Here is a 19,639-nt window from a genome sequence, read left to right on the forward strand (position 1 = left end):
GTTCGGGGCGGGGGTGGGGTTCGGGATCCGGCTCGTGGTCGGGCTCGGGCTCGTCGTCGCGCTCGAGCTCGTGCTCGCGGCCTTGCTCGCGGTCGGGCTCGCGGGCGGGCCGGTGCGGGCCGACCGGGCCGTGAGGACCGCCCGTCCGGCGACGACCGACAGCGCCACCAGCACGGCCACCGCCATCACCGGGAAGGCGTCGACCACCCAGCGCACGGCCGCCGAGGCGAGGGCCTTGCCCTGCACGGCGTCGGCCCCGACGGCCCAGGCGGTGCCGGCCCTGGCGGCCAGGACGACGGGCGGCGCGGCGATGACGACCCACCAGCGCCCGGGGCGGGTGCAGCGGGCCGCCGCGACGCCGGTGCCGAGGACGGCGCCGAGGGCGAACAGCGGACCGCCGCCGTTCCCGGTCAGCTCCCCGGCGATCGCGCCGGCCAGCGGCAGCCCGGTCGCGGCCAGCAGGACCGCCGCCGTCCCATCGGAGCGGGGCAGCGGGGCCGCTCCGCCGGTGTCTCTCGCGTGTTGCCCGACCATGCCCCACACCCCTTCCGCCGTGCCCCCGAATGAACTTCTACAATGCTGTAGAGCAAGAGTGGAGCATACAAACCCGTCCCCGTGAAATCACCCCGGTCCCACCCGCCACCTCGCCACCACAGGGCCTCCCGACCGGGAAAACGGCAGGTCAGGGGCGGCTAGGATGAACACGAACCGGGCGGAACGAACAGAAGGACCATCATGTTCGAGCACCTCAAGAACCTCGCCGACAAGGCCACCGACCTCGCCCGCGAGCACAGTGGCGCCGTCACCCAGGGCCTGGACAAGGTCGCCGGGATCGTCGACGGCAAGACGGACGGCAAGTACAGCGGGCACATCGACACCGCCACGGGCAAGGCCAAGGACTTCGTCAACGGTCTGGACGAGTCCAAGTAACGCCGACGCGGACCCGCCCCGCCCCGGACCGGCCGGGCCGGTCCGGGGTGGGGTGGGGTGGGTCCGCGTCGGTCGGCCGTCAGACGGTGGCGGCCAGGCGCTCGATCCAGCGGGCGCGCCACGCGAGCGCGTCCCGGACACCCTCCGCGATGCTCCGGCGCGGCTCCCAGCCGAGCAGTTCGCGCGCCGCCGTCACATCGCTGTAGCAGCCGAGCACGTCACCGGGGCGCGGCTCCGCCTCCCGGACGTCCAGCTTCTCGCCGATCGCCTGCTCGAAGGCCTCGACCAGCTCGCGGACCGTGGTGCCGTCACCGGTACCGATGTTGACGACCCGGTAGCGCTCCTCGGCCCCGGGCCGGACCACCTCGTCGAACCGGACCAGCGCGGCGACATGGGCGTCGGCGACGTCCTGGACGTGGATGTAGTCCCGGATCCCCGAACCGTCCCGGGTGTCCCAGTCGACACCCGTGATGGTGAACGGAGTGCCGTTGACGTGCGCCTCGATCAGCTTGCCGAGCGCATGGCTCGGCGAGAGGTCCTGGAGCCCGGTCCGCAGCTGCGGGTCCGCGCCGATCGGGTTGAAGTAGCGCAGCGCGACGACCCGCGTCCCGTCGGCGTCGGCGCCCCGGGTCCAGTCCTGGAGCACCTGCTCCATCATCTGCTTGGTGCGCGCGTACGGGCTGCTCCCGTCGACCGGGCAGCTCTCGTCGACCCGGCCGGTCGGGGTGGGCCGGTAGATGGAGGCGGAGCTGCTGAAGACCACCCGGGTGCAGCCGTTGCGCTGGAGCGACTCCAGCAGCTCGACGGTCTTGCCGACGTTCTCCCGGTAGTAGAACAGCGGCCGCGCGACCGACTCGGGGACGACGATCCGGGCGGCGCAGTGCAGCGTCGCGTCGATGTCGGGGTGCTCCGCGAAGATCCGGTCGACCAGCGCCGCGTCCGCGATGTCCCCCTGGTAGAACTCCCGGCCCTCGACGAACTCGGCCCGGCCCTTGGAGAGATCGTCGAGGACGACCGGGGTGATGCCCGCGTCCAGCAGCGCGGACGCCACGGTGCTTCCGATGAAGCCTGCCCCGCCGGTGATCAGTACCTTCCGCACGATCCGCATGCTCCCTTGCCTCGGTACGGGCGCCCCGTGACGCCCGTTGCCGGGGAGGACGAGCGGTTCGCACCCGGCGGTTCCCGGTGGCAGGCCAGCGCGGTCCTGCCGGTGGCCGGCTCGGGGCGGGGCCGGCTCGGAGCGGGCTCAGGAACGGCGGGCGCGGCGGCGCAGGACGAGACCGGCGGTGACCAGGGCGACGGCGGCGACGGCGGTGCCCACGGCGGCCCAGGTGGCGAGGCCGGAGCCGTCGGCGTCGGTGGAGCCGGTGGAGCCGGTGGCGGCTGCGGCGGTGCCCGAGGCGGAGATGCTGGGAGCAGTGCCCGGAGCCGTGGGTCGGACCGTGGGCCCGGCCGTGCCCGGCCCGACTGTGCCCGGCCCTGCTGTGCCCGGCCCGGTGGGCGTCGGCAGCGTCGGGTCGGAGATCACCGCGGTCTCGACGTCGAGTTCGCGCTCACCGTGCCCGAGCGAGGGGAACGCGCAGTCCACCACGATCCGCCAGTGGCCGGCCGGCAGGAACTCCCGTGTGGTGTAGGCGCCCGGCCGCTCCGGCACGGCGACCAGCCGCCACGGTCCGGCCGCCCGGCCGTCGGCCGAGGTGGCGGAGAGCGTCCCGGCGAACTGCTCGGTGACCGGGTCGCGGTCGTTCTCCCAGGTCGCGACCGTGGTGACATGCCCGCCGTCCTGGCCGGACACCTCCAGATGGACGGTGTCACCGTGCGCGGCGGCGGGGACTGCGGCGGGGGCGAGCACGACCGCCCCGGCGAGGGCCAGGACGGCGAGGGACTGACGGGTGCGGGGCATCGCGGGTCTTCCTCGTGAAGTGGAACGGGCCGGCTGCGGCCGCCACTGCGTCAGCGGCGGCCGCACCCGGCTCGGGGTCCGGGGATCGGGGGTCGAACCCCGGACGTCAGGTGGTCTTCTGCAGGTTCCAGTTCTGGTACGTCTGACCGTTCGGCTTCTGCAGCTCCAGCAGCCAACCGCCGTAGTACCAGCGCTTGCTGGCGCCGAGGACGAGCTCGGAACCGTCGGCGGTCAGGACGACCGCACCGCCCGCGGAGGTGACCCGCCACTTCTGGCCGGCCGCGTCCGAGCAGGGGCGCTGCGCGACGTACTGTCCGGCGACCGGGTTGCCGCCGAGCTGCAGGCACTTCTCCGAGCGGACCGACTTGATCCGCAGCGTGCCCGAACCGGCGTCCTCGAAGGTCCACTTCTGGTTGGCGTAGCCCGTGCGCTGGTAGGCGATGGCCACCGTGCCGTCGTTGAGCGAGCTGCCCCAGAGGTCCGCGGCCTGGCCGGTGAGGCCGTTCAGCAGGCTGTAGCGTGTCCCGGGCTGCGGCTTTCCGGCGTCGGCCGAGGTGCGGAAGGCGGCCGCGCGACCCGGCTTGGAGACCGCTCCGGCGGCGTCCCGGACGGCCACCGCGACGGAGTACGAGGTGTCGGGCGCGAGCCGGACCAGGCCGACCACGGTCGCCCGGACGGTACCGATCGTCTCGCCGTTCAGCAGGACGTCGTAGCCGTTCGCACCGTTCACCGCGGGCCAGCTCAACACGGCCGAGGTCTGGGTGACCTGACTGACCGTCATGGCCGGGCCGGTGGTGCCGCCGGTGGGCGAGGCGGTCGGGCTCGGGGTCGGCGTGGTCGACCCGGTGGGACTCGGCGTACCGGTCTGGGTCGGGGTGCCGGTCGGCGTCGGGGTGCCGGTGCGGGTCGGCGAACCGGTCGGGGTCGGGGTGCCGGTCGGGCTCGCGGTCGGCGAGGCGCTGTTGGTGGCGGTCGGGCTCGCGGTGGGCGAACCGGTCGCGGTCGGCGTGCCGGTGGGCGTCGGGGTGCCGCCGGTCGCGGTCGGCGACGGGCTGCGGGTCGGCGAGTTCGTCGGGGTGGGCGAACCGGTCGGGGTCCGGGTCGGGTCGGGCGTCGGCCCGGTGCCGCCACCGGCGATCAGGAAGCGGTTGTTGGCGACGTTCCAGTGGGTGGCGAGGTAGCTGCCCGGCGCCGGGTCGGTGTGGTAGTAGTCGTCGTGCCGGCAGTCCAGGCGCATGTCACTGGCGTTGTCCGGGCAGACCGTGCGCATCGCCGGGTAGTACGGGGCGTCGGAGTAGCACATGATGTCCCACTCGTCGACGCAGTGGCCGCCCTTGCTGGAGTTGGGCGCGCTGTTGCTCACCGCGCCCAGGTTGTGGCCGAGTTCGTGCGCGGCGGTGTGGCCGCCCCAGCAGCCCGAGTCGGTCCGGCCGTACGAGGGGCCGAAGTTGCTCAGGTTGTCCTGGCCGGGCCGCTCGTCGCCGGCGAAGGTGCCGATGCCGCAGTACACCTTGGCATCGGCGAAGATCATGTACTTGCGGTCCTTGCGGTTGAGGCCCTGGGCCGCGATCGCACGGTTGCTGGTGTTGAAGTCGGCCATCTCCGCGTCGGACACCTGGATGTTCAACACCGAGGCGGAGCAGTCGGATTCGGTGACGAACCGGACGTGCCGGACGCCACCCGTCTCCTGGGCGCTCGCGTTGTAGATGACGTCGACGTCGGCCGCCCACTTCTTGAAGGAGGCCAGGTACTGGGCGAACCGGTCGTTGCCCGGGGTGTGTGCGTAGACCACCTGGATCCGGTTGCCGGCGCTGCCGTCGCCCTCGCAGACGACACCCTGGCCACCGGCGGCGGGCGCGGCGGCGACCGCCTGGTCACCGGCCGCGTCGGCCAGCAGCGTCTTCGTCGCGGCGTCCAGGACCGGCATCGTTCCCTTCACCAGGTCGGCCGCGGCGGGCGGTTGGGCATCGGCCGGGGGCGTCAGCGCGGCCGGCTGGGCGACGGCGGCGGCCACCGGCGGGACGTCCTTGCGGATGTCCACGTCCTTCGGCGGCGCGTCCGGGCCGTGGCTGCACAGCTCGCCGCCGGTCACCTCCAGGGAGCCCGCGCAGCGGTCGCCGGCGGGCAGGTTCAGTCCGGCGTAGACCAGGCCGCGCTCGGGCTGGTCCTTGGGTATCTCGTGGATCGGCGCGGCCTTCTGGTCGCGCTTGGGCCCGGGGGCCCTGGTGGCATGCTCGGCGCTGCCGGTCTCGCCCGTGCCGTCGTCGGCGATCGTGCCGGCCATGGCACCGCCCACGCCGTCGGCCGAACCCTCCACCGCGCTCGCCGCGGCGGTGTCGTGCACCGCGGACGACTCCATGGCGGTGCTGATGCCCAGCGCGCCCGCGACCAGTCCGGCCGCGACCGCCAGTGAGATCAGTGCCGTGCGCTTGCCCGTCCGTCGACGCCGCCGACGGCGGAGCTCCGTGCTCCGGTGCCCCATCGGGTGTCTCCTCTCCTCGTGCGAGGGTCCGACCACCGCTCGGGGTGATGGCCTGAACCTTCCGACACTCCGGAGACCGGCCCGGGCGGGCCGGATAACAAAAACCTCTTTTCGAAATTCGCGCGGGCGGACGAGTGGATCGGGGACGGGATGCCCGGTGCGGCCGGTGACACATCGTCGGTACACGCCCGGAGTGCGCCGCGCGGACCCCGGCGCGCGGTATGCGGTACGCGGTGCGCGGTACGCGGCGCGCGCGGACGGGAACCGGCCGGATCCGTTCGGCTCCGGGGCCGGCGCGGCGCCTCAGGCCGCGACGTCGAGCCGCTGCGCGGCGAGACCGGGGCTGCCCTGCCGGTGCAGCGCGGCGAGGCCCGCCGCGAGCCGCTGCGGATCCCCCGCCAGCCAGAACCGGAGGGCGGCCGACAGGGCGGCGCTCGCCGGACCGATCCGCAGCCCGGTCACCGCCGTGATCCGCTCGCCGACCAGCGGCAGCAGATCGGCGACCGGCGCCGGCATCCAGAGTGTGACCGCGCACGGGGCGGGCCGGGCCAGCACCCTCAGCAGCCGCAGCACACCCGCGTCCCCGACCCCTGACGCCGACCCGACTCCGGCCCCGGCCACGGCCCCGGGCCCCGAAGCGACGGGCAGTACCGCCGTCGGCTCCGGTCGGGCGGGGAAGGCCGGGAGGACGTGCAGGCTGGGGACGACGTCGATCAGGCCGTCCGCCGCGACGTCGGACATGTCGGCGCCGTGTCCACGCGCGAGTTCGCGCAGCAGGGCCCGCTCGGCGGCCGCGATCCTGACGGTCAGCATGACTTCTTCGCAGTCCATGGTCCCAGTTCCCGTCCGGAGCGTGAGGGTGTGGTCGTCCGTCGTCGGTCGTGTACCGGTCAGCCCTTGCCGATCATTACCTGCCCGTCAGCAGGGGTCTGCTATCGGCGTGATCAAGCCATAGTGGCCGTCGTAGCGGCGGTACAGGATCCGGCCGCGTCCGTCGCCGGGGTCGGTGTGGAACACGAAGGGCCAGCAGGTCAGCCAGAGTTGGCGGGCTGCTTCGAGGACGTCCAGCCGGGGCGCCGGGTGCGCGCTCTCCGTCAGCGGCAGGCCCGAGCCGCCGAGCCGGGCGGTGGAATGGGCCCGGACCAGCCGGAATCCCCCGCTCGCGGGCATCCGGTGGACCACGCTGTCCTGGCCGGTCAGCACGTCCGAGAAGAAGTGGAACCGGTGGTCCAGGGCCAGCATCTCCCGCACCGCCCGCTCGGGTGTGTGCCGGGCGAGGAGCACCGACTTCCGCCGGACGATCCGCCGTTCGGCGAGCGGGCGCGAGGCGTACTGGGGGCGGTAGGAGCTCTCGTACGCCGTCGCGAGCCCGATGTCGCCCAGCTCGCGCAGCCGGACGGCGCGCCCGGCGAGGGTGCCGAGCGCCAGGTCGACCGCCTCCCGGACGGTCACGGCGGCCAGTTCCACCCGGACCCGACCCACGCCCGCCAGGTCCAGCGCGGCCTGGGCGACGGCGGGCCTGGTCACCGACCGGTCGCGCGGCCGGGTGAGCCGGAGCCGGGCGGCGTGCGCGTCCGGCCCGAGGTCCGCGATCAGCACCAGGCACCGGCTCCGGGCGTACTCCGCGTCCTCGCGGGGCAGTTCGCCCCGGATCTCCACCCGGACGTCGAGGGCGGGCCGGTGGCGCAGACGGGTCATCAGGGGATCCTCCTCGGTTCGGCACCATGCTGGACCCGCGCGCACCCTCCCGCCGAGGGCCGAAAGGCCCTGCCCACCTGGCAGGACGACCCGAGCGGACCCGAACGGTTCGTCCTCCGGCGGAGTCGCCCGCGACCGTCCGGGCGACCCCATCGGGACGCCACGCGTACACCTTGAGGACACTCCACCGATGGGGTGATCAACCCGGGTACGGCGCAACGCTCGCGGGACCGGCGCGTTTCCCATGGCGTGCGCCCTCTGGCAGCGGCGCGCGCGGGGTCCGCGTCGACCGGCCCCGGAACCCGGCTGTCGCGGCGGCGGCTCCGGTGGTAACGCAACGCCGGGCCGTTCGACCGGTCCGACACCGACCGGTCGCGCCGGACCGTCCCACCGGTCCGCCCCCGGTCCATCTGGTGAGAGGTGATGTCATGATCCTGACGAACGAGACCCGCAGACCGCCCGCCCCGCCCAGAACCCCCGCGGCAGGGCCCCGCCGAGCGGTCGTTCCCCCGCTCGCCCCCGGCGCACTGCCCGGGCTCGGCCACGCCCCGGCCCTGCTGCGGGACCCGCTCGGCTTCCTCGGCTCCCTCTCCCGGTACGGCGTTGTGGTCCGGATCCGCCTCGGCCCGCGCACGGTCTGCGTCGTCACCGACGCCGGACTCGTCCACACGCTGCTGGTCGCACTCGCCCACGACTGCCCGCGCGGCGCCGTCCAGGACACCCTCAAGACGGCCTTCGGCGACGGCCTGCTGATGTCCGAGGGCCGCGCCCACCGCGACCGCCGCCGGATCATCCAGCCCGCCTTCGGCCCGGACCGGATGGCCGACTACCTGGCCGTCATGCACCGGGTCACCGAGGAGCGGGCCGACCGCTGGCACCCCGGCCAGGTCCTCGACGTGGCCAAGGAGATGAACCACCTCGCGCTGGAGATCGTCACCCGCGCGCTGTTCGACGCCCGGCTGAGCGAGGACGCCACCCTGGCCTTCCACCGCGCCCTGCCCGACCTGGTGAAGGGGCAGATCGTCCAGTCCCTCTACCCCCACCCGGCGCTCGCCCGGCTGCCGCTTCCGGTCAACCGGCGCTTCGACGCCGCCGTCCGGGTGCTCAACCGCGTCGTCGACCAGGCCGTCGGCACCGCGCCCGGCGGCCGGTACGGCGCGCACAGCGGACCCGACGGGGCCGGGAGGTCCGGCGGCACCGGCGGACGCGGCACCGGCGCGGCCGGGGGCGGGAGCGGCTGTCCGATGAGCGGGGGCGGGGCCCGGCGCCCCACCCTGCCCGCCCTGCTGCGCGCCGCCGTCGACCCCGCCACCGGCCGACCGCTCACCGAGGCGGACGTCCGCTCCGAGGCGATCACCATGTTCGGCGCCGGCACCGAGACCGTCTCCACCACGCTGACCTGGCTGATCGACGAACTGGTCCGGCACCCTCACATCGAGGCCCGCGTCCTGGCCGAGTTGGACGAGCACCTCCCGGCCGGGACGGTGCCCACCCCGGAGGCCCTCGCCCGGCTCCCCTACACCCGTGCCGTCACCCAGGAGGTCGTCCGGCTGCACGCGCCGAACGCCTTCCTGATGCGCACCGCGCGCGTCCCGGTCACGCTCGGCGCCTACCGGATCCCGGCCGGCACCGAACTGCTCTACAGCCTCACCGCCGTCCACCGCGACCCCGCGCTCCACCCGGACCCGCTCCGGTTCGACCCCGACCGCTGGTACGACGCCGACGGGGCGGAGGGAACGGGCACCGGCGGTACCGCCGCGGCCCGCCAGGCCTTCCTCCCGTTCGGCGCCGGCAAGCACAAGTGCATCGGCGAGGCCTTCGCCTGGGCCGAGTTGACCGTGGCGACCGCGGCCATCCTGCGCCGCTGGCGCCCGACGGCCGTCCCCCATGCGCAGGCCCGCGAGGTCGTCTGGACGACCGTCCAGGCCCAGGGCCTGCGGGTGCGGCTCGCGCCGCGCGGCGGCAACCGGAGCGCGCACGCCCCCGGCGCGCGCCGCACCCCCGCGCCGGGCGGCCGGGACGACGCTCCGGCCCGGTGCCTGCCGATCGCCGGTCCGCGCCGGTCGACCCTGCTGCCCGCCCGGTCGACCGTACTGCCCGGCCGGTCCGTACCCGGCCGCTCGTACCCGGCGGCGCTGCACACCACCGCCCTGCGGACCGCCGCCCGGACGGTCGCCCGCACCGCTTCGCGCACGGCTTCGCGTGCCTCCGATGCGCGGACCGCTTCACGCGCCGCCGCTTCACGCACCGCCGATGCGCGGACCTCTGATTCACGCACCGTGTCGCGCACCGGCGACCGAACGGGCCCGCGTCCCCGCGGCGGGGGAGGTGGCGGCGAGGCCCTCGCTCCGGGCGCGGGCACCGTCCGGCCCCTCGCCTCCCCCCGGCACCTCGTCCTCCTCGGGCCCGCCACCGCCGTCCCCCGGCCCGCACCGTCCCCCCGCACCGCGCCGTCGCCCCGACCGGCGGGCCGCACCGACACGGTCGTCCCCCCGCTCCTCCGGCCCGGCACCGAGGAGGTCCGCACCCCGGCCGAACTGACCGCCGCCACCGCCCGGCACGGCGACTGGGCGCTCGCCCGCGGCCTGCTCGCCCCGGCCGACCTCGCCCACTACCAGTCCTACGCGCTGCCCGAGCTGATCGGCCACGCCTACCCCCGCGCCCGCGGCGCGGAACTGGACCTGCTGGTCGACATCCTGGGCTGGTTCACCATCCTCGACGACCGCTTCGACGGCCCGCCGGGACGGGACCCGGCCGAGGCCCGCGCCATCGTCGGACCACTGCTCGCCGTCATGGCCGGCCGCCCCGTCCCGGCCGGCGGCTCCAACGCCCATCTGCTCGACGCCTGGCGGGAACTGTGGCAGCGCCAGACCGCCCCCATGTCACCGGAGTGGCGCCGGCGCACCGCCGACGAATGGCGCTCCTGCCTGGAGACCTTCCTAGCCGAGACCGCCCACCGGGCCGCGCGCACCCACCCCGACCTCGCCGAGACCGTCCGGCTGCGCCGCCATGCCAGCTGCCTCTATCCGTTCATGGGCATACTGGAGCACGTCCACGGCGGCGAGGCACCGGCCGCCCTGCACCGGGACCCCGCGCTGCACCGACTGCGCGCGAACACCGCCGACGTGGCGACCCTGATCAACGACCTGTACTCGGCCGACCGCGAGGAACGACAGCAGGTCGCGGCCTTCAATACCGTGCTCACCCTGCAACGGGTCCGCGGCTGCACCCGGGCCCGGGCGGTCCGCTCCGTCGGGACGAGGATCGCCCGGCTGACCGCGGAGAGCGAGTCGCTGCGCCGCCGGCTGCTGCTCCGCCACCCGGAGGGCGGCTGGTACCTCCACGGCACCCGGGAACTCGTCGAGGGCGTCCACGCCTGGACCAGCACCAGCCGCCGCTACACCGGCGAGGACGCCGCGCGCTGATGCCGAGGCCGAGCCCGGGCGGGCCGGGTCACTTCCGGTCGCCCAGGGCGAACAGCAGCAGGACGAAGCCGGCGAACAGGTGCGTGGCGAAGATGTAGATGCCCGCCCGGATCAGCATCGCCCGGCGCCGGGCCTTCTCCTCCAGCGTCGCCCGATCGTTCGTGGTGCCGGTGCCGCCCGCGCTCCCGTTCCTTGGCGCGCTCCCGTTCCTCGGTGTGGTCCCGTCCGGGCTCATCGGTGGCCCGCCGGGGCCGCGGGGGCCTCGGGCGCGCGCAGCTCGCCCAGCAGCGCGTCCTGGTCGGTGATCAGCTCGGTCAGGATCCGCCGGGCGGCCCGCAGCAGCTCGGCGACGTCCGGTGTGCTGAGCGCGTAGACGACGGTGTTGCCCTCGCGGGTCGCGGTGACCAGCTGGGTCCGGCGCAGGACGGAGAGCTGCTGGGAGAGGTTGGAGGGCTCGATCCGGATCTCGGCCAGCAGCTCGCGCACCGGTCGCGGTCCGTTTTGGAGCAGTTCCAGGACACGGATTCGGACCGGGTGTCCGAGCGTCCGGAAGAACTCCGCTTTCGCCTGGTAGAGCGGGACCGGCATCGTCCGTTCTCTCCTGCGGGTCGGGGATGGGTTCGTTCGCCGCCTGGCGGCGTGAAGCATCATCCTTGCGGATGAAGATTTCTTCAAGTCGTCATCACCGAACACGGATGGCGGACGCAGATCGGAGGGAAAGCCGCGGGACGCAGCGGGCACGGAGAGACAACAGTGCGGGCCCGGGATCCAGGGATCCCGGGCCCGCACCGCCCTACCGGGCGGGCGTCATCAACACGGCACCACAACGTCGACGGTCACCGGAACGGGATTCCACGGGTAGGCGGCGGCAGCGAAGGTGCCGTGCACGGTGGAGCCGCACGGAACGGTGCCGCCGACGCCGCGCAGCTGCACGGTGTCGGCGGTGAAGCGGGTGTACCCGCTGATCGAGCCGAGCGACGCACCGCCGACGACCTGGCCGGACAGGCTGGTGAGCAGCTCGACGGTCTGCGGCCACGGGGTGCCGGGGCTCGGCGGGGCGGCCAGGCTGATCTGCCCGTACAGCTGGACGTTGTTGCCGGTGACCTCGGCGCACGCCCGGGTCGACAGACCGGCCTGCAGGCTGTAGGCGCCGCAGGTGGTGGTGGTGCCGATGGGGCCCGTGGTGGTCTGGGCCGCGCCCGCCTCGGCCGGCACGGCCAGCAGGGCCGCCGCGCCGACGATCCCGGCCGCGGTCAGGGTGAGTCGGTTCATCCGCATGTCCGCTCCTCCTCTTCTCTCTTTGACTGCAAGGAATCAGCATCACCACATGTGACATTTCACATGTGGCATGGCGTCAGACTTTCATGCGATTCCAATGCAGGAAAGGGCCAAGATCCGAACACTCGATGATCAGACTGGAAATTGGCCTTCGATGGCGTGATTTTCAGCCTTCGCTGGCTTGAATCACTACTCGCCCAGCGGCAATCGGCCAGTACTCAGCCGCTGGGCGCTCTCAATCGCCATGTCCATGAACGCGAGCGCGTCGGCCCGCCGGGTGAACGGGTTCGGATAGTGGGAGCGACGCCGCCCACCGTCCCGGATCCGCAGGCACTCGTCCACGATCCGGTACCACCGCTCGTCGAACACCGCCCGGGCGTACTCGCCGGCCCCGCGCTTCGAGGCGATCCGCCCGGTGGCCAGCGTGTAGTGCGCGCGGCTCACCCCGAGCACCCCGTGGGCCGGGCCCGCCCCGTTCAGCAGGGCCAGCCCCGACCGAGAGGCGAGCCGCGAGGAGCGCCGCCGCCACGGACGCCAGTACTCCTCCAGACTTCCGGCCGTCCAGACCGCGAGCTCCCCCGGCCCGGTGTCGATCATCAGCTCCTGCGCCCGTGGACCACAGAGCGTGACGCCGTGCCGCGCCAGGGTGTGCCAGAGCGCCGGTGTGCGGTCGGTTCTCACCCGGTGCCGGACCGTCCCGCCGAACACATGCGCTCCCGGCGCCGCCTGCGCGGGCGGGCCCGCGAGTTCGTGCCAGGTCAGATAGGGGCCGTCGAACGCGGGGCGCGGATAACGGGCGGCCAGCCGGGCGTGCGCGCGCTCCAGCCCCGCGAGCTGCGCCGCCGTCACCGGATCGGCGGACACGGCCACGAAGTCGATGTTGCTCCGCGCCGGGTGGAAGTCCCCCAGCGCGGTCGAACCGACCACGTAGAGGCCCTCGACCAGCCCGGGTGCGGCGGCGTCGACCAGGGTCAGGTAGGCGTCGGCGATCTCGTGTACGAGAGGGTGCACAGTCACGGCGGCAAGCCTGCCATCCGGATGACCCTCCGTGTCCGCTCGTTTCCGCTAAGGATCGGCGCGTGTTGGTCAGCTGTGCACCCTCTTCGCGCCACCCTCACTCCCTTTCGCGCCACCCCCTCGCCACCCTCGCCACCCGCGCCACCCCGGGTGGGAGCGGGCGGGCAGGGGCGACAGGGGGCGGGTGGTCGCCCGGCGGGCGCCGGTGAACGGGCACGGTGAACGGGCACCGGGGCACGAGAAATGGGGCGCGCAGGACGTGCGGCTTCAGGGACGTGCGGCTTCGGGGGCGCGGGGCGCGCAGGGCGCGCGGGTTCAGGGTCGGCCGAGGGAAGTACGGAGGGTGTCGACGCGGCCGACGGCGCCGCTGAACTCCCCGGCGTCCAGGCGGCCGTCGTCGAGGGCGACGGCGAGGGCCTCGGCGGCGGCGTCGCCCTGCTGGATGTCGCGGGCGGAGCACAGCAGGAGGTCCATGCCCGCCCGGGCCGCGGCGACCGCCCGTTCCCCGGTGTCCCCGAAGGCGGCGAGCGCCCCGGCCTCCAGGGCGTCGGTGACGGTCACCCCGCGGAACCGGAGCCGCCCGCGCAGCTCGCCCTGGACGACGGCGCTCGACAGTCCGGCCGGGCGGTCGGCGTCGAGGGCCGGATAGACCGCCCAGGAGGTCATCACCAGCCGGACCCCGCCGGCAATGGCAGCACGGTAGGGCTCCTCGCCCCGCGCCCGGAGCTCGGCCAGCGGGACCGGCAGGACGACCGGACGCTCGTCGGTGTTCTCCTCCCGAGCCGCGGCGCCGAGGCCGGGGAAGTGCTTGGCGGTGGCGGCCACCCCCAGCTGCTGCTGGGCGGTGAGGAAGGCGGCACCCAACTCGGCCACCACCTCGGGCTTTCCGCTGTACGACCGTCCGAAGTGGTCGATGAAGTTGTCCGGTGCGTCGAAGACGTCGAGTACGGGCGCGAGGTTGACGTTCAGGCCCGCGTCGACCAGGGTGCCGGCCGCTCCCGCCCCGGACCGGGCCGCGTCCCCGGCCGGGTCGGCGGCTGCGCCGGTCTGCCGGGCCGAGTGGACGGGCGCCCCGGGCAGCCGACGGACCTTCCCGCCCTCCTGGTCGGTCATCAGCAACAGCGGTGCGCCGGACGGCGATTGCTGCGCCGCAGCCTTCAACAGATCCACCGCCAGCCGGAGTTGCTCGGGCGACGGGGCGTTCTCCTTGAACAGGATGACGCCGGCGGCGCGACCCGCCCGGATGGTGTCGAGCAGTTCGGGCGGAGGGGTGTCGCCCGGGTAGGAGTAGACGATCCGACGCCCGGCGAGCCGGAGCGAAGCGGTGGTGGGCACGGTGGTCCTCCCGGTGGGAGTCGGGCTCGCCGGGCTCGTCCCGACGGTGCCGGTGGCGGTCCCGGGGTCGCTGCCGGTGCCGGGGGCGGCGGGGGGCGCCTGTACGACCAGGGGCGCGGCCGGGCCGAGCACGGTCGCCGGGCCCACCGCCGCCAGCAGCAGCAGCGCCAGGAGCGCGAAGCGGACCGGCCGACCGGGCGTCCGGCGGGTGCTGCGGAGTGACGGGCGGGACATGGGGCGTCCACGGCGGGGCGTCGACATCCGGCCTCCCTCGGTCGGTCGGGGTCCGGGCCGGTCGGGCGAGCCGGTCGGGCGTGCAGGTCCCGGAACGGCCAGGATCGTCGATCGGTGCGCGGGAGTCGACGGGTTCGACCGCGGACACGCCGCCGGTGCCGCGGACACCGGGACCGGACGGCGTAACAGCAGCAGCCTCACCCCGGGACCGGGGGTCCCGCCTCCCGGAGCAGCCGTCCGAGGACGGCGATGCCCTCCTCGATCTCGCCCGGCGTGCCGGCCGCGTACCCGAGGACCAGCCCCGGCGGGTGCGGCAGCCGGGCGTGCCAGGACAGCGGGTGCACCTTCACCCCGTGGGCCAGTGCCGCCCCCGCGAGCTCGGTGTCGGTGCAGGGCAGACCGTCCGGGAAGGTGAGCATGAGGTGCAGCCCGGCCGCCGCGCCGTGGACCGCGGCGCCGGGCAGATGGGCGGCGACGGCGGCGGTCGTCGCGTCACGTCGGCGCCGGTGGCGGGTGCGCTGCAGCCGGAGGTGGCGCTCCAGGGCGCCCGATTCCATCAGGTGGGCGAGGACCAGTTGCGGAAGCGCGGCGTTGCCGAGGTCGCTGAGCCGCTTGGCGTCCACCAGCGCGTCCCGGTAGCGGGTGGGCGCGAGCACCCAACCGGTGCGCAGCGCGGGGGCGAGCAGCTTGGAGACGCTGCCCAGGTAGAGGACCTGTTCGGGGAGGACACCGCGCAGGGCGGGCACGGGCGGGCGGTCGTAGCGGTGTTCGGCGTCGTAGTCGTCCTCGATCACGAGCCCGCCGTCGGCCGCCCATTGGAGCAGCTCTCGCCGTCGGGCGCCGCCGAGCACCACCCCGGTCGGGAACTGGTGGGCGGGCGTCAGCAGCACGGCGCGGGCGCCGACGGCACGCAGCGCGTCCACCCGGATTCCCTCGGCGTCGACGGGGACGGGCGGGGTGGCGGTGATCCGGTGGCCGAGGTGCTGGCGGGTGCCGAGGGAGCCCGGGTCCTCGACGGCGACCACGTCGAGGCCGTCCGCCCGGAGCACCTCGCCGACGAGGGCGAGCGCCTGGGCCGCCCCGGCAACGACGAGGATCTCGCCGGGGTCGGCGCGGATGCCTCGGTTGCGGGCCAGCCAGTCCGCGACGGCGCGACGCAGGGCGGGGGTGCCGCGCGGGTCGCCGTAGCCGAAGTCCGGTGCGGCGAGGTCGCGCAGGACGGCTCGTTCCGCGCGCAGCCAGGCGGCGCGGGGGAAGGCGGCGAGGTCGGGGACGCCGGGTGTGAGGTCGATCCGGGCGGGGGCGGTGCGGAGGGAGTCGAAGACGGTCGTGGCGGGTGCGCCGTCGAACGGCGAGGCGGGCGCGGGGCCGGTGACGGCGGGTTCGCGGCGGGCGGGTTCGGGGCGGGTGCTTCCGGGGCGAGCGGCCGTCGACCGGTCTGTCGTCGGTCGGGCAGCCGTCGACCGGGCGGCCGTCGGCGGGGGTGTCGGCACGGTCTCCGGGGCGAACTGGTCGACCACAACGGTGCCGGCCCGGCCCAGGCCCGCGATCCGCCCCCCCTCGGTGAGGCGGCGGTAGGCGTCCGTCACCACGCCGCGCGAGACGCGCAGGTCGGCGGCGAGCACCCGGGTGGCGGGCAGCCGGCTGCCGACGGGGAGCCTGCCGTCATCGATCGCCTCCCGGAGCCGACGCACCAGCCAGTCCGCGAGTCCACCGGCGGGCGCCTGCCCGGGGTCGAGCTGGAGGAAGTCCGCACCCGCCGTTCTGGACCTGTCGATCGAATGATCATTGGACCTGTGCACCGGTCCATTGTGCCGGGAGGGTGAAGACATGACGACCACCACGGCCTCCGCCGCTTCCCCTTCGGCCCCTTCCCCGTCACACCTCGACCACGCCTATGTGCACGGCTACTCCCCCGCCGAGGCCCGCCGCCTGGGCGACCAGGCCGACACCCTCGCCGGACTGCTGCACGCCGGTACGGCGTACCCGCCCGGCAGCCGGGTCCTGGAGGCCGGCTGCGGGGTCGGCGCCCAGACGGTGCATCTGCTGGAGGCCAGCCCGGGCCTGCTGCTGACGGCCACCGACATCTCCGCCGACTCGTTGGCCCGGGCCCGGGCCCGGGTCGCGGAACAGCTGCCGGAGGCCCAGGTCTCCTGGCACCACGGCGATCTGCACCGGCTCCCCTTTCCCGACGGTTCGTTCGACCACCTCTTCGTCTGCTTCGTGCTGGAACACCTCGCCGACCCGGCGGCGGCGCTGACGGCGCTGCGCCGGGTCCTGCGCCCGGGCGGCACCATCACGGTGATCGAGGGCGACCACGGCTCGGCGTTCTTCCACCCGCGCGGCGAGGCCGCGCAGCGGGTCGTCGGCCATCTGGTCCGGCTCCAGGCGGACGGCGGCGGGGACAGCCTGGTCGGGCGGCGGCTGTACCCGCTGCTCGCCGGAGCCGGGTTCCGGGACATCTCGGTCGCCCCGCGCACGGTGTACGCGGACGGCGGCCGACCCGAGCTGGCCGAGGGGTTCACCCGGCGCACCTTCGTCGCGATGGTCGAGGCGGTCCGCGCCGACGCGCTCGCGGCCGGCCTCGACACGGCCGAGGACTTCGACCGCGGCGTCGCCGAGCTGCGCCGCACGGCCGAGCCGGACGGGTCGTTCCACTACACGTTCTTCAAGGCGGTGGCGGTCAACCCGTGACCGGCCGTCGGCGGTGCGGCGGGGTCACTCCGGGTCGTCCCCGAGGGTGCCGAGGAGGGTGCGCAGGGCGGCGACGAAGGCGGCGGTCCTCGGTTCGTCGAGGTCGCCCAGGATGCGGCGCTCGGTCGCCAAGTGGTCCGGCAGGGCACGGTCGATCAGGGCATATCCCTCCTCGGTGAGCTCGACCTCGCGGCTCCGGCCGTCGGAGCCGCTCGGGGTGCGGGTGACCAGGCCGCGCGCCTCCAACCGGTCGAGGCGCTGGCTGATCGCCCCGGAGGTGACCATCGCGCACTGCATCAGCATGGTCGGGGTGAGCCGGTACGGCGGGCCGCTGCGGCGCAGGGTGGCGAGTACGTCGAAGGAGGCGAAGTCGAGGTCGTGCCGGGCGAAGGTCTCCTTCAGCTCGGCGTCGACCAGTCTGGACAGCCGCTTGAGGCGGCCGATCACCTCCATCGGCGAGACATCCAGGTCGGGGCGCTCGGCACCCCACTGCTGCACGATCCGGTCCACATGATCCACGCGCTCTGCCATGCCTCCAGACTAAACGATGCCTTAGCGGTGAGATACCTCACAGCACCCACCCTTCGGCCGGGCCTTGCGGAGATTCCTTAGCGCTGAGATATATTGGCTTAGTGCTAAGGAATCGACTCGCCGTCGTACTGCTGACCGCCCTCGCCCCCGCCATCTGGGGCTCCACCTACCTCGTCACCACCGAACTGCTGCCGCCGGGGCGCCCGCTGCTCGCCGGCGTGCTGCGCGCCCTGCCCGCCGGACTGCTGCTGATCGCCCTCACCCGCCGCCTGCCGAGCGGCAGTTGGTGGTGGCGCTCGCTGATCCTCGGCGCCCTGAACATCGGAGCCTTCTTCGCCCTCCTCTTCGTCGCCGCGTACCGGCTTCCCGGCGGGGTCGCCGCCACCGTCGGCGCCGTGCAGCCGCTGATCGCCGCCGGTCTCTCGGCCGCCCTGCTCGGCGACCGGCTCTCGCTGCGCACCCTCCTCTCCGGCATAGCCGGGGTGGCCGGCGTCAGCCTGCTGGTCCTGCGCGCCGGCGCCCAGTTGGACGCCCTCGGCATCGTGGCCGCACTGGGCGGCGCGGTGGTGATGGCGACCGGTGTCGTCCTCTCCAAGCGCTGGACGTCACCGGCGCCGCTGCTCGCCACCACCGGATGGCAGCTCACCGCCGGCGGACTGCTGCTGCTCCCGGTCGCCTTCCTGGTCGAGGGACCGCCCCCGTCCCACCTCACCGGCGCCAACCTGCTCGGCTACGGCTACCTGAGCCTCATCGGCGCGGCCGTCGCGTACGCGCTCTGGTTCCGCGGCATCCGTGCCCTCCCTCCGACCTCGGTCACCTTCCTCGGGCTGCTCAGCCCCGTGGTCGCCACCGCCCTCGGCTGGCTCGTCCTCGGCCAGGACCTCTCGCCCGTCCAGGCCCTCGGCGCGCTGATCGTGCTCGGCTCCCTCGTCGCCGCCCAGACCCAGCGCCCGCGCACCCTGTCGAAGACGGTGACCTCCCCGCCGACCGGCGTACTCTCCGACAACAGCGGTCGACCGACCAACGGCCGCGCCCGCCAGTCCTTCTGACCGGGCGACCGGCCCACCTCCTTCCCATCGCTCTCGATCCGTCCGACCCGTCCCCAGGAGAAGCACCCATGAACATCACCGTCTTCGGCGCCACCGGCAACGTCGGCAGCCGGGTCGTGGCCGAGGCCGTCGCCCGCGGCCACCAGGTCACCGCCGTACTGCGCGACCCCCACCGCCCGCACCCGTTCCCCGCCACCGTCCGGATCGCCACCGGGGACGCCCGCGACCCCGAGGACGTCCGCCGCCTCGCCGCCGGCCAGGACCTGCTGGTCACGGCCACCCGCCCGGCCCCCGGGCGGGAGGACGAACTGGCCGTCGCCACCAAGGGTCTGCTCTCCGGACTGACCGGAACCGGCGTCCGGCTTCTGGTCGTCGGCGGCGCCGGAAGCCTCACCCTGCCCGGCGGCAGCGTCACCCTCGCCGACTCCCCGGACTTCCCCGCCGCCCTGCTGCCCATCGCCAACGCCTGCGGCGAGCAGCTCTCCCTCTACCTCGCCGAGACCGAGGTCGACTGGACCTACCTCAGCCCCTCCGCCCTCCTCGCACCGGGCGAGCGCACCGGACTCTTCCGGCTCGGCCGCGACGAACTCCTCGTCGACGCCGACGGCACCTCGACCATCTCCATGGAGGACCTCGCCGTCGCCCTCCTCGACGAGGCCGAGCGGCCCGCCCACCGCCGCACCCGCTTCACCGCCGGCTACTGAGCGCCGCCCACCGGCTTGCTTCCCCCCACCCTCTCCGCCCGAAACACCCCATCACCGACATGGTGGAGTGTTTCGGGCGGAGAGGCATGACGCCACGTCAACTACTCACTGGGGCAGTGACCATGGGGGGTGCGGGGCGGTACCGGGCAACCGGGTCGGGGTGGTGCAGGCACCACCGGAAAGACGGGTGCACGCCTGATCGACCACGATCGATCCAACCGTCAGGATCGTGCCATGACCACACGAGACCTGACCCGCACCACCGGCACCCCTACCACCGGCGCCGACACCCGAAGCTGCCGAAGCCGCCGCACCGCGCTCGGCGGGCGCACCGCCGCACTGCTCACCCTCCTCGCCCT

The 19,639-nt window shown here is 74.4% G+C and carries 18 protein-coding genes; 5 read left to right on the forward strand and 13 right to left on the reverse strand.

Features of this window, described 5'->3' with window-relative positions; genetic code table 11:
* A partial coding sequence (locus ADK60_RS44695) for a DUF6542 domain-containing protein (protein ID WP_053645136.1) occupies nucleotides 1–534 on the reverse strand: 534 nt, incomplete at its 3' end.
* Between the two features lie 201 nt (nucleotides 535–735).
* On the opposite strand from ADK60_RS44695, the gene ADK60_RS10630 reads away from it, so the two are divergent.
* Nucleotides 736–930 carry an antitoxin gene (locus ADK60_RS10630; protein WP_045942669.1) on the forward strand — a complete coding sequence of 65 codons (195 nt, stop codon included), beginning with the start codon at nucleotides 736–738 and terminating at the stop codon, nucleotides 928–930.
* A 79-nt stretch (nucleotides 931–1,009) separates the two neighbouring features.
* Here ADK60_RS10630 and galE read toward each other — a convergent pair whose 3' ends face one another.
* The 5 genes from galE to ADK60_RS10655 form a co-directional block, all read right to left on the reverse strand.
* The gene (gene galE / locus ADK60_RS10635) at nucleotides 1,010–2,029 is read right to left on the reverse strand and encodes a UDP-glucose 4-epimerase GalE (RefSeq protein ID WP_234371026.1); all 1,020 of its coding nucleotides are present in this window, start codon (nucleotides 2,027–2,029) and stop codon (nucleotides 1,010–1,012) included.
* A 147-nt stretch (nucleotides 2,030–2,176) separates the two neighbouring features.
* On the reverse strand, nucleotides 2,177–2,833 hold the full coding sequence (locus ADK60_RS10640) for a hypothetical protein (protein ID WP_053645140.1): 657 nt from the start codon (nucleotides 2,831–2,833) through the stop codon (nucleotides 2,177–2,179).
* A 106-nt stretch (nucleotides 2,834–2,939) separates the two neighbouring features.
* Nucleotides 2,940–5,315, reverse strand: coding sequence for an RICIN domain-containing protein (locus ADK60_RS10645; RefSeq protein ID WP_053645142.1), 2,376 nt, complete (start codon nucleotides 5,313–5,315; stop codon nucleotides 2,940–2,942).
* 303 nt (nucleotides 5,316–5,618) lie between these two features.
* Nucleotides 5,619–6,146, reverse strand: a complete 528-nt coding sequence (locus ADK60_RS10650) for a hypothetical protein (protein WP_159400381.1) — start codon at nucleotides 6,144–6,146, stop codon at nucleotides 5,619–5,621.
* Between the two features lie 87 nt (nucleotides 6,147–6,233).
* Nucleotides 6,234–7,013: a sigma 54 modulation/S30EA ribosomal C-terminal domain-containing protein gene (locus ADK60_RS10655; RefSeq protein WP_053645146.1), complete on the reverse strand. Its 780-nt coding sequence runs from the start codon at nucleotides 7,011–7,013 to the stop codon at nucleotides 6,234–6,236.
* A gap of 428 nt (nucleotides 7,014–7,441) precedes the next feature.
* On the opposite strand from ADK60_RS10655, the gene ADK60_RS10660 reads away from it, so the two are divergent.
* Entirely contained in the window at nucleotides 7,442–10,438 is a 2,997-nt protein-coding gene (locus ADK60_RS10660) for a cytochrome P450 (RefSeq protein ID WP_053645148.1), read from the forward strand.
* 28 nt (nucleotides 10,439–10,466) lie between these two features.
* Here ADK60_RS10660 and ADK60_RS43240 read toward each other — a convergent pair whose 3' ends face one another.
* The 6 genes from ADK60_RS43240 to pdxR all read right to left on the reverse strand — a co-directional run bounded on the left by ADK60_RS43240 (nucleotide 10,467) and on the right by pdxR (nucleotide 16,134).
* Nucleotides 10,467–10,673: a DUF6126 family protein gene (locus tag ADK60_RS43240; protein WP_107094576.1), complete on the reverse strand. Its 207-nt coding sequence runs from the start codon at nucleotides 10,671–10,673 to the stop codon at nucleotides 10,467–10,469.
* Nucleotides 10,670–11,026: an ArsR/SmtB family transcription factor gene (locus tag ADK60_RS10665; protein ID WP_053645150.1), complete on the reverse strand. Its 357-nt coding sequence runs from the start codon at nucleotides 11,024–11,026 to the stop codon at nucleotides 10,670–10,672. Before ADK60_RS10665 ends, ADK60_RS43240 begins: the two co-directional genes overlap by 4 nt.
* A 222-nt stretch (nucleotides 11,027–11,248) precedes the next feature.
* Nucleotides 11,249–11,710 (reverse strand): hypothetical protein, encoded by a 462-nt coding sequence (locus tag ADK60_RS10670; RefSeq protein ID WP_159400382.1) that lies wholly within the window; start codon nucleotides 11,708–11,710, stop codon nucleotides 11,249–11,251.
* Between the two features lie 195 nt (nucleotides 11,711–11,905).
* A complete protein-coding gene (locus ADK60_RS10675) occupies nucleotides 11,906–12,733 on the reverse strand; it encodes an aminoglycoside adenylyltransferase domain-containing protein (RefSeq protein ID WP_063783112.1) in 828 nt (275 codons plus the stop codon).
* Between the two features lie 315 nt (nucleotides 12,734–13,048).
* Nucleotides 13,049–14,302: a glycoside hydrolase family 3 N-terminal domain-containing protein gene (locus ADK60_RS10680; protein ID WP_053645156.1), complete on the reverse strand. Its 1,254-nt coding sequence runs from the start codon at nucleotides 14,300–14,302 to the stop codon at nucleotides 13,049–13,051.
* A 197-nt stretch (nucleotides 14,303–14,499) separates the two neighbouring features.
* A complete protein-coding gene (pdxR, locus tag ADK60_RS10685; RefSeq protein WP_079008228.1) occupies nucleotides 14,500–16,134 on the reverse strand; it encodes a MocR-like pyridoxine biosynthesis transcription factor PdxR in 1,635 nt (544 codons plus the stop codon).
* Between pdxR and ADK60_RS10690 the strand changes: the two genes are divergently transcribed.
* Entirely contained in the window at nucleotides 16,133–16,996 is an 864-nt protein-coding gene (locus ADK60_RS10690; protein ID WP_053645160.1) for a methyltransferase domain-containing protein, read from the forward strand. The genes pdxR and ADK60_RS10690 overlap by 2 nt on opposite strands.
* 24 nt (nucleotides 16,997–17,020) lie before the next feature.
* Here ADK60_RS10690 and ADK60_RS10695 read toward each other — a convergent pair whose 3' ends face one another.
* Complete coding sequence (locus ADK60_RS10695) at nucleotides 17,021–17,527, reverse strand: MarR family winged helix-turn-helix transcriptional regulator (protein WP_045942657.1); 507 nt, start codon at nucleotides 17,525–17,527, stop codon at nucleotides 17,021–17,023.
* Nucleotides 17,528–17,628: 101 nt separating this feature from the next.
* Between ADK60_RS10695 and ADK60_RS10700 the strand changes: the two genes are divergently transcribed.
* A complete protein-coding gene (locus ADK60_RS10700) occupies nucleotides 17,629–18,576 on the forward strand; it encodes an EamA family transporter (RefSeq protein ID WP_079008227.1) in 948 nt (315 codons plus the stop codon).
* A 68-nt stretch (nucleotides 18,577–18,644) separates the two neighbouring features.
* The gene (locus tag ADK60_RS10705) at nucleotides 18,645–19,280 is read left to right on the forward strand and encodes an NAD(P)-dependent oxidoreductase (protein WP_053645162.1); all 636 of its coding nucleotides are present in this window, start codon (nucleotides 18,645–18,647) and stop codon (nucleotides 19,278–19,280) included.
* Nucleotides 19,281–19,639 lie beyond the last annotated feature (359 nt).

It is taken from the genome of Streptomyces sp. XY431, assembly GCF_001279805.1.
In the GTDB taxonomy this organism is placed as follows: Bacteria; Actinomycetota; Actinomycetes; order Streptomycetales; family Streptomycetaceae; genus Kitasatospora; species Kitasatospora purpeofusca.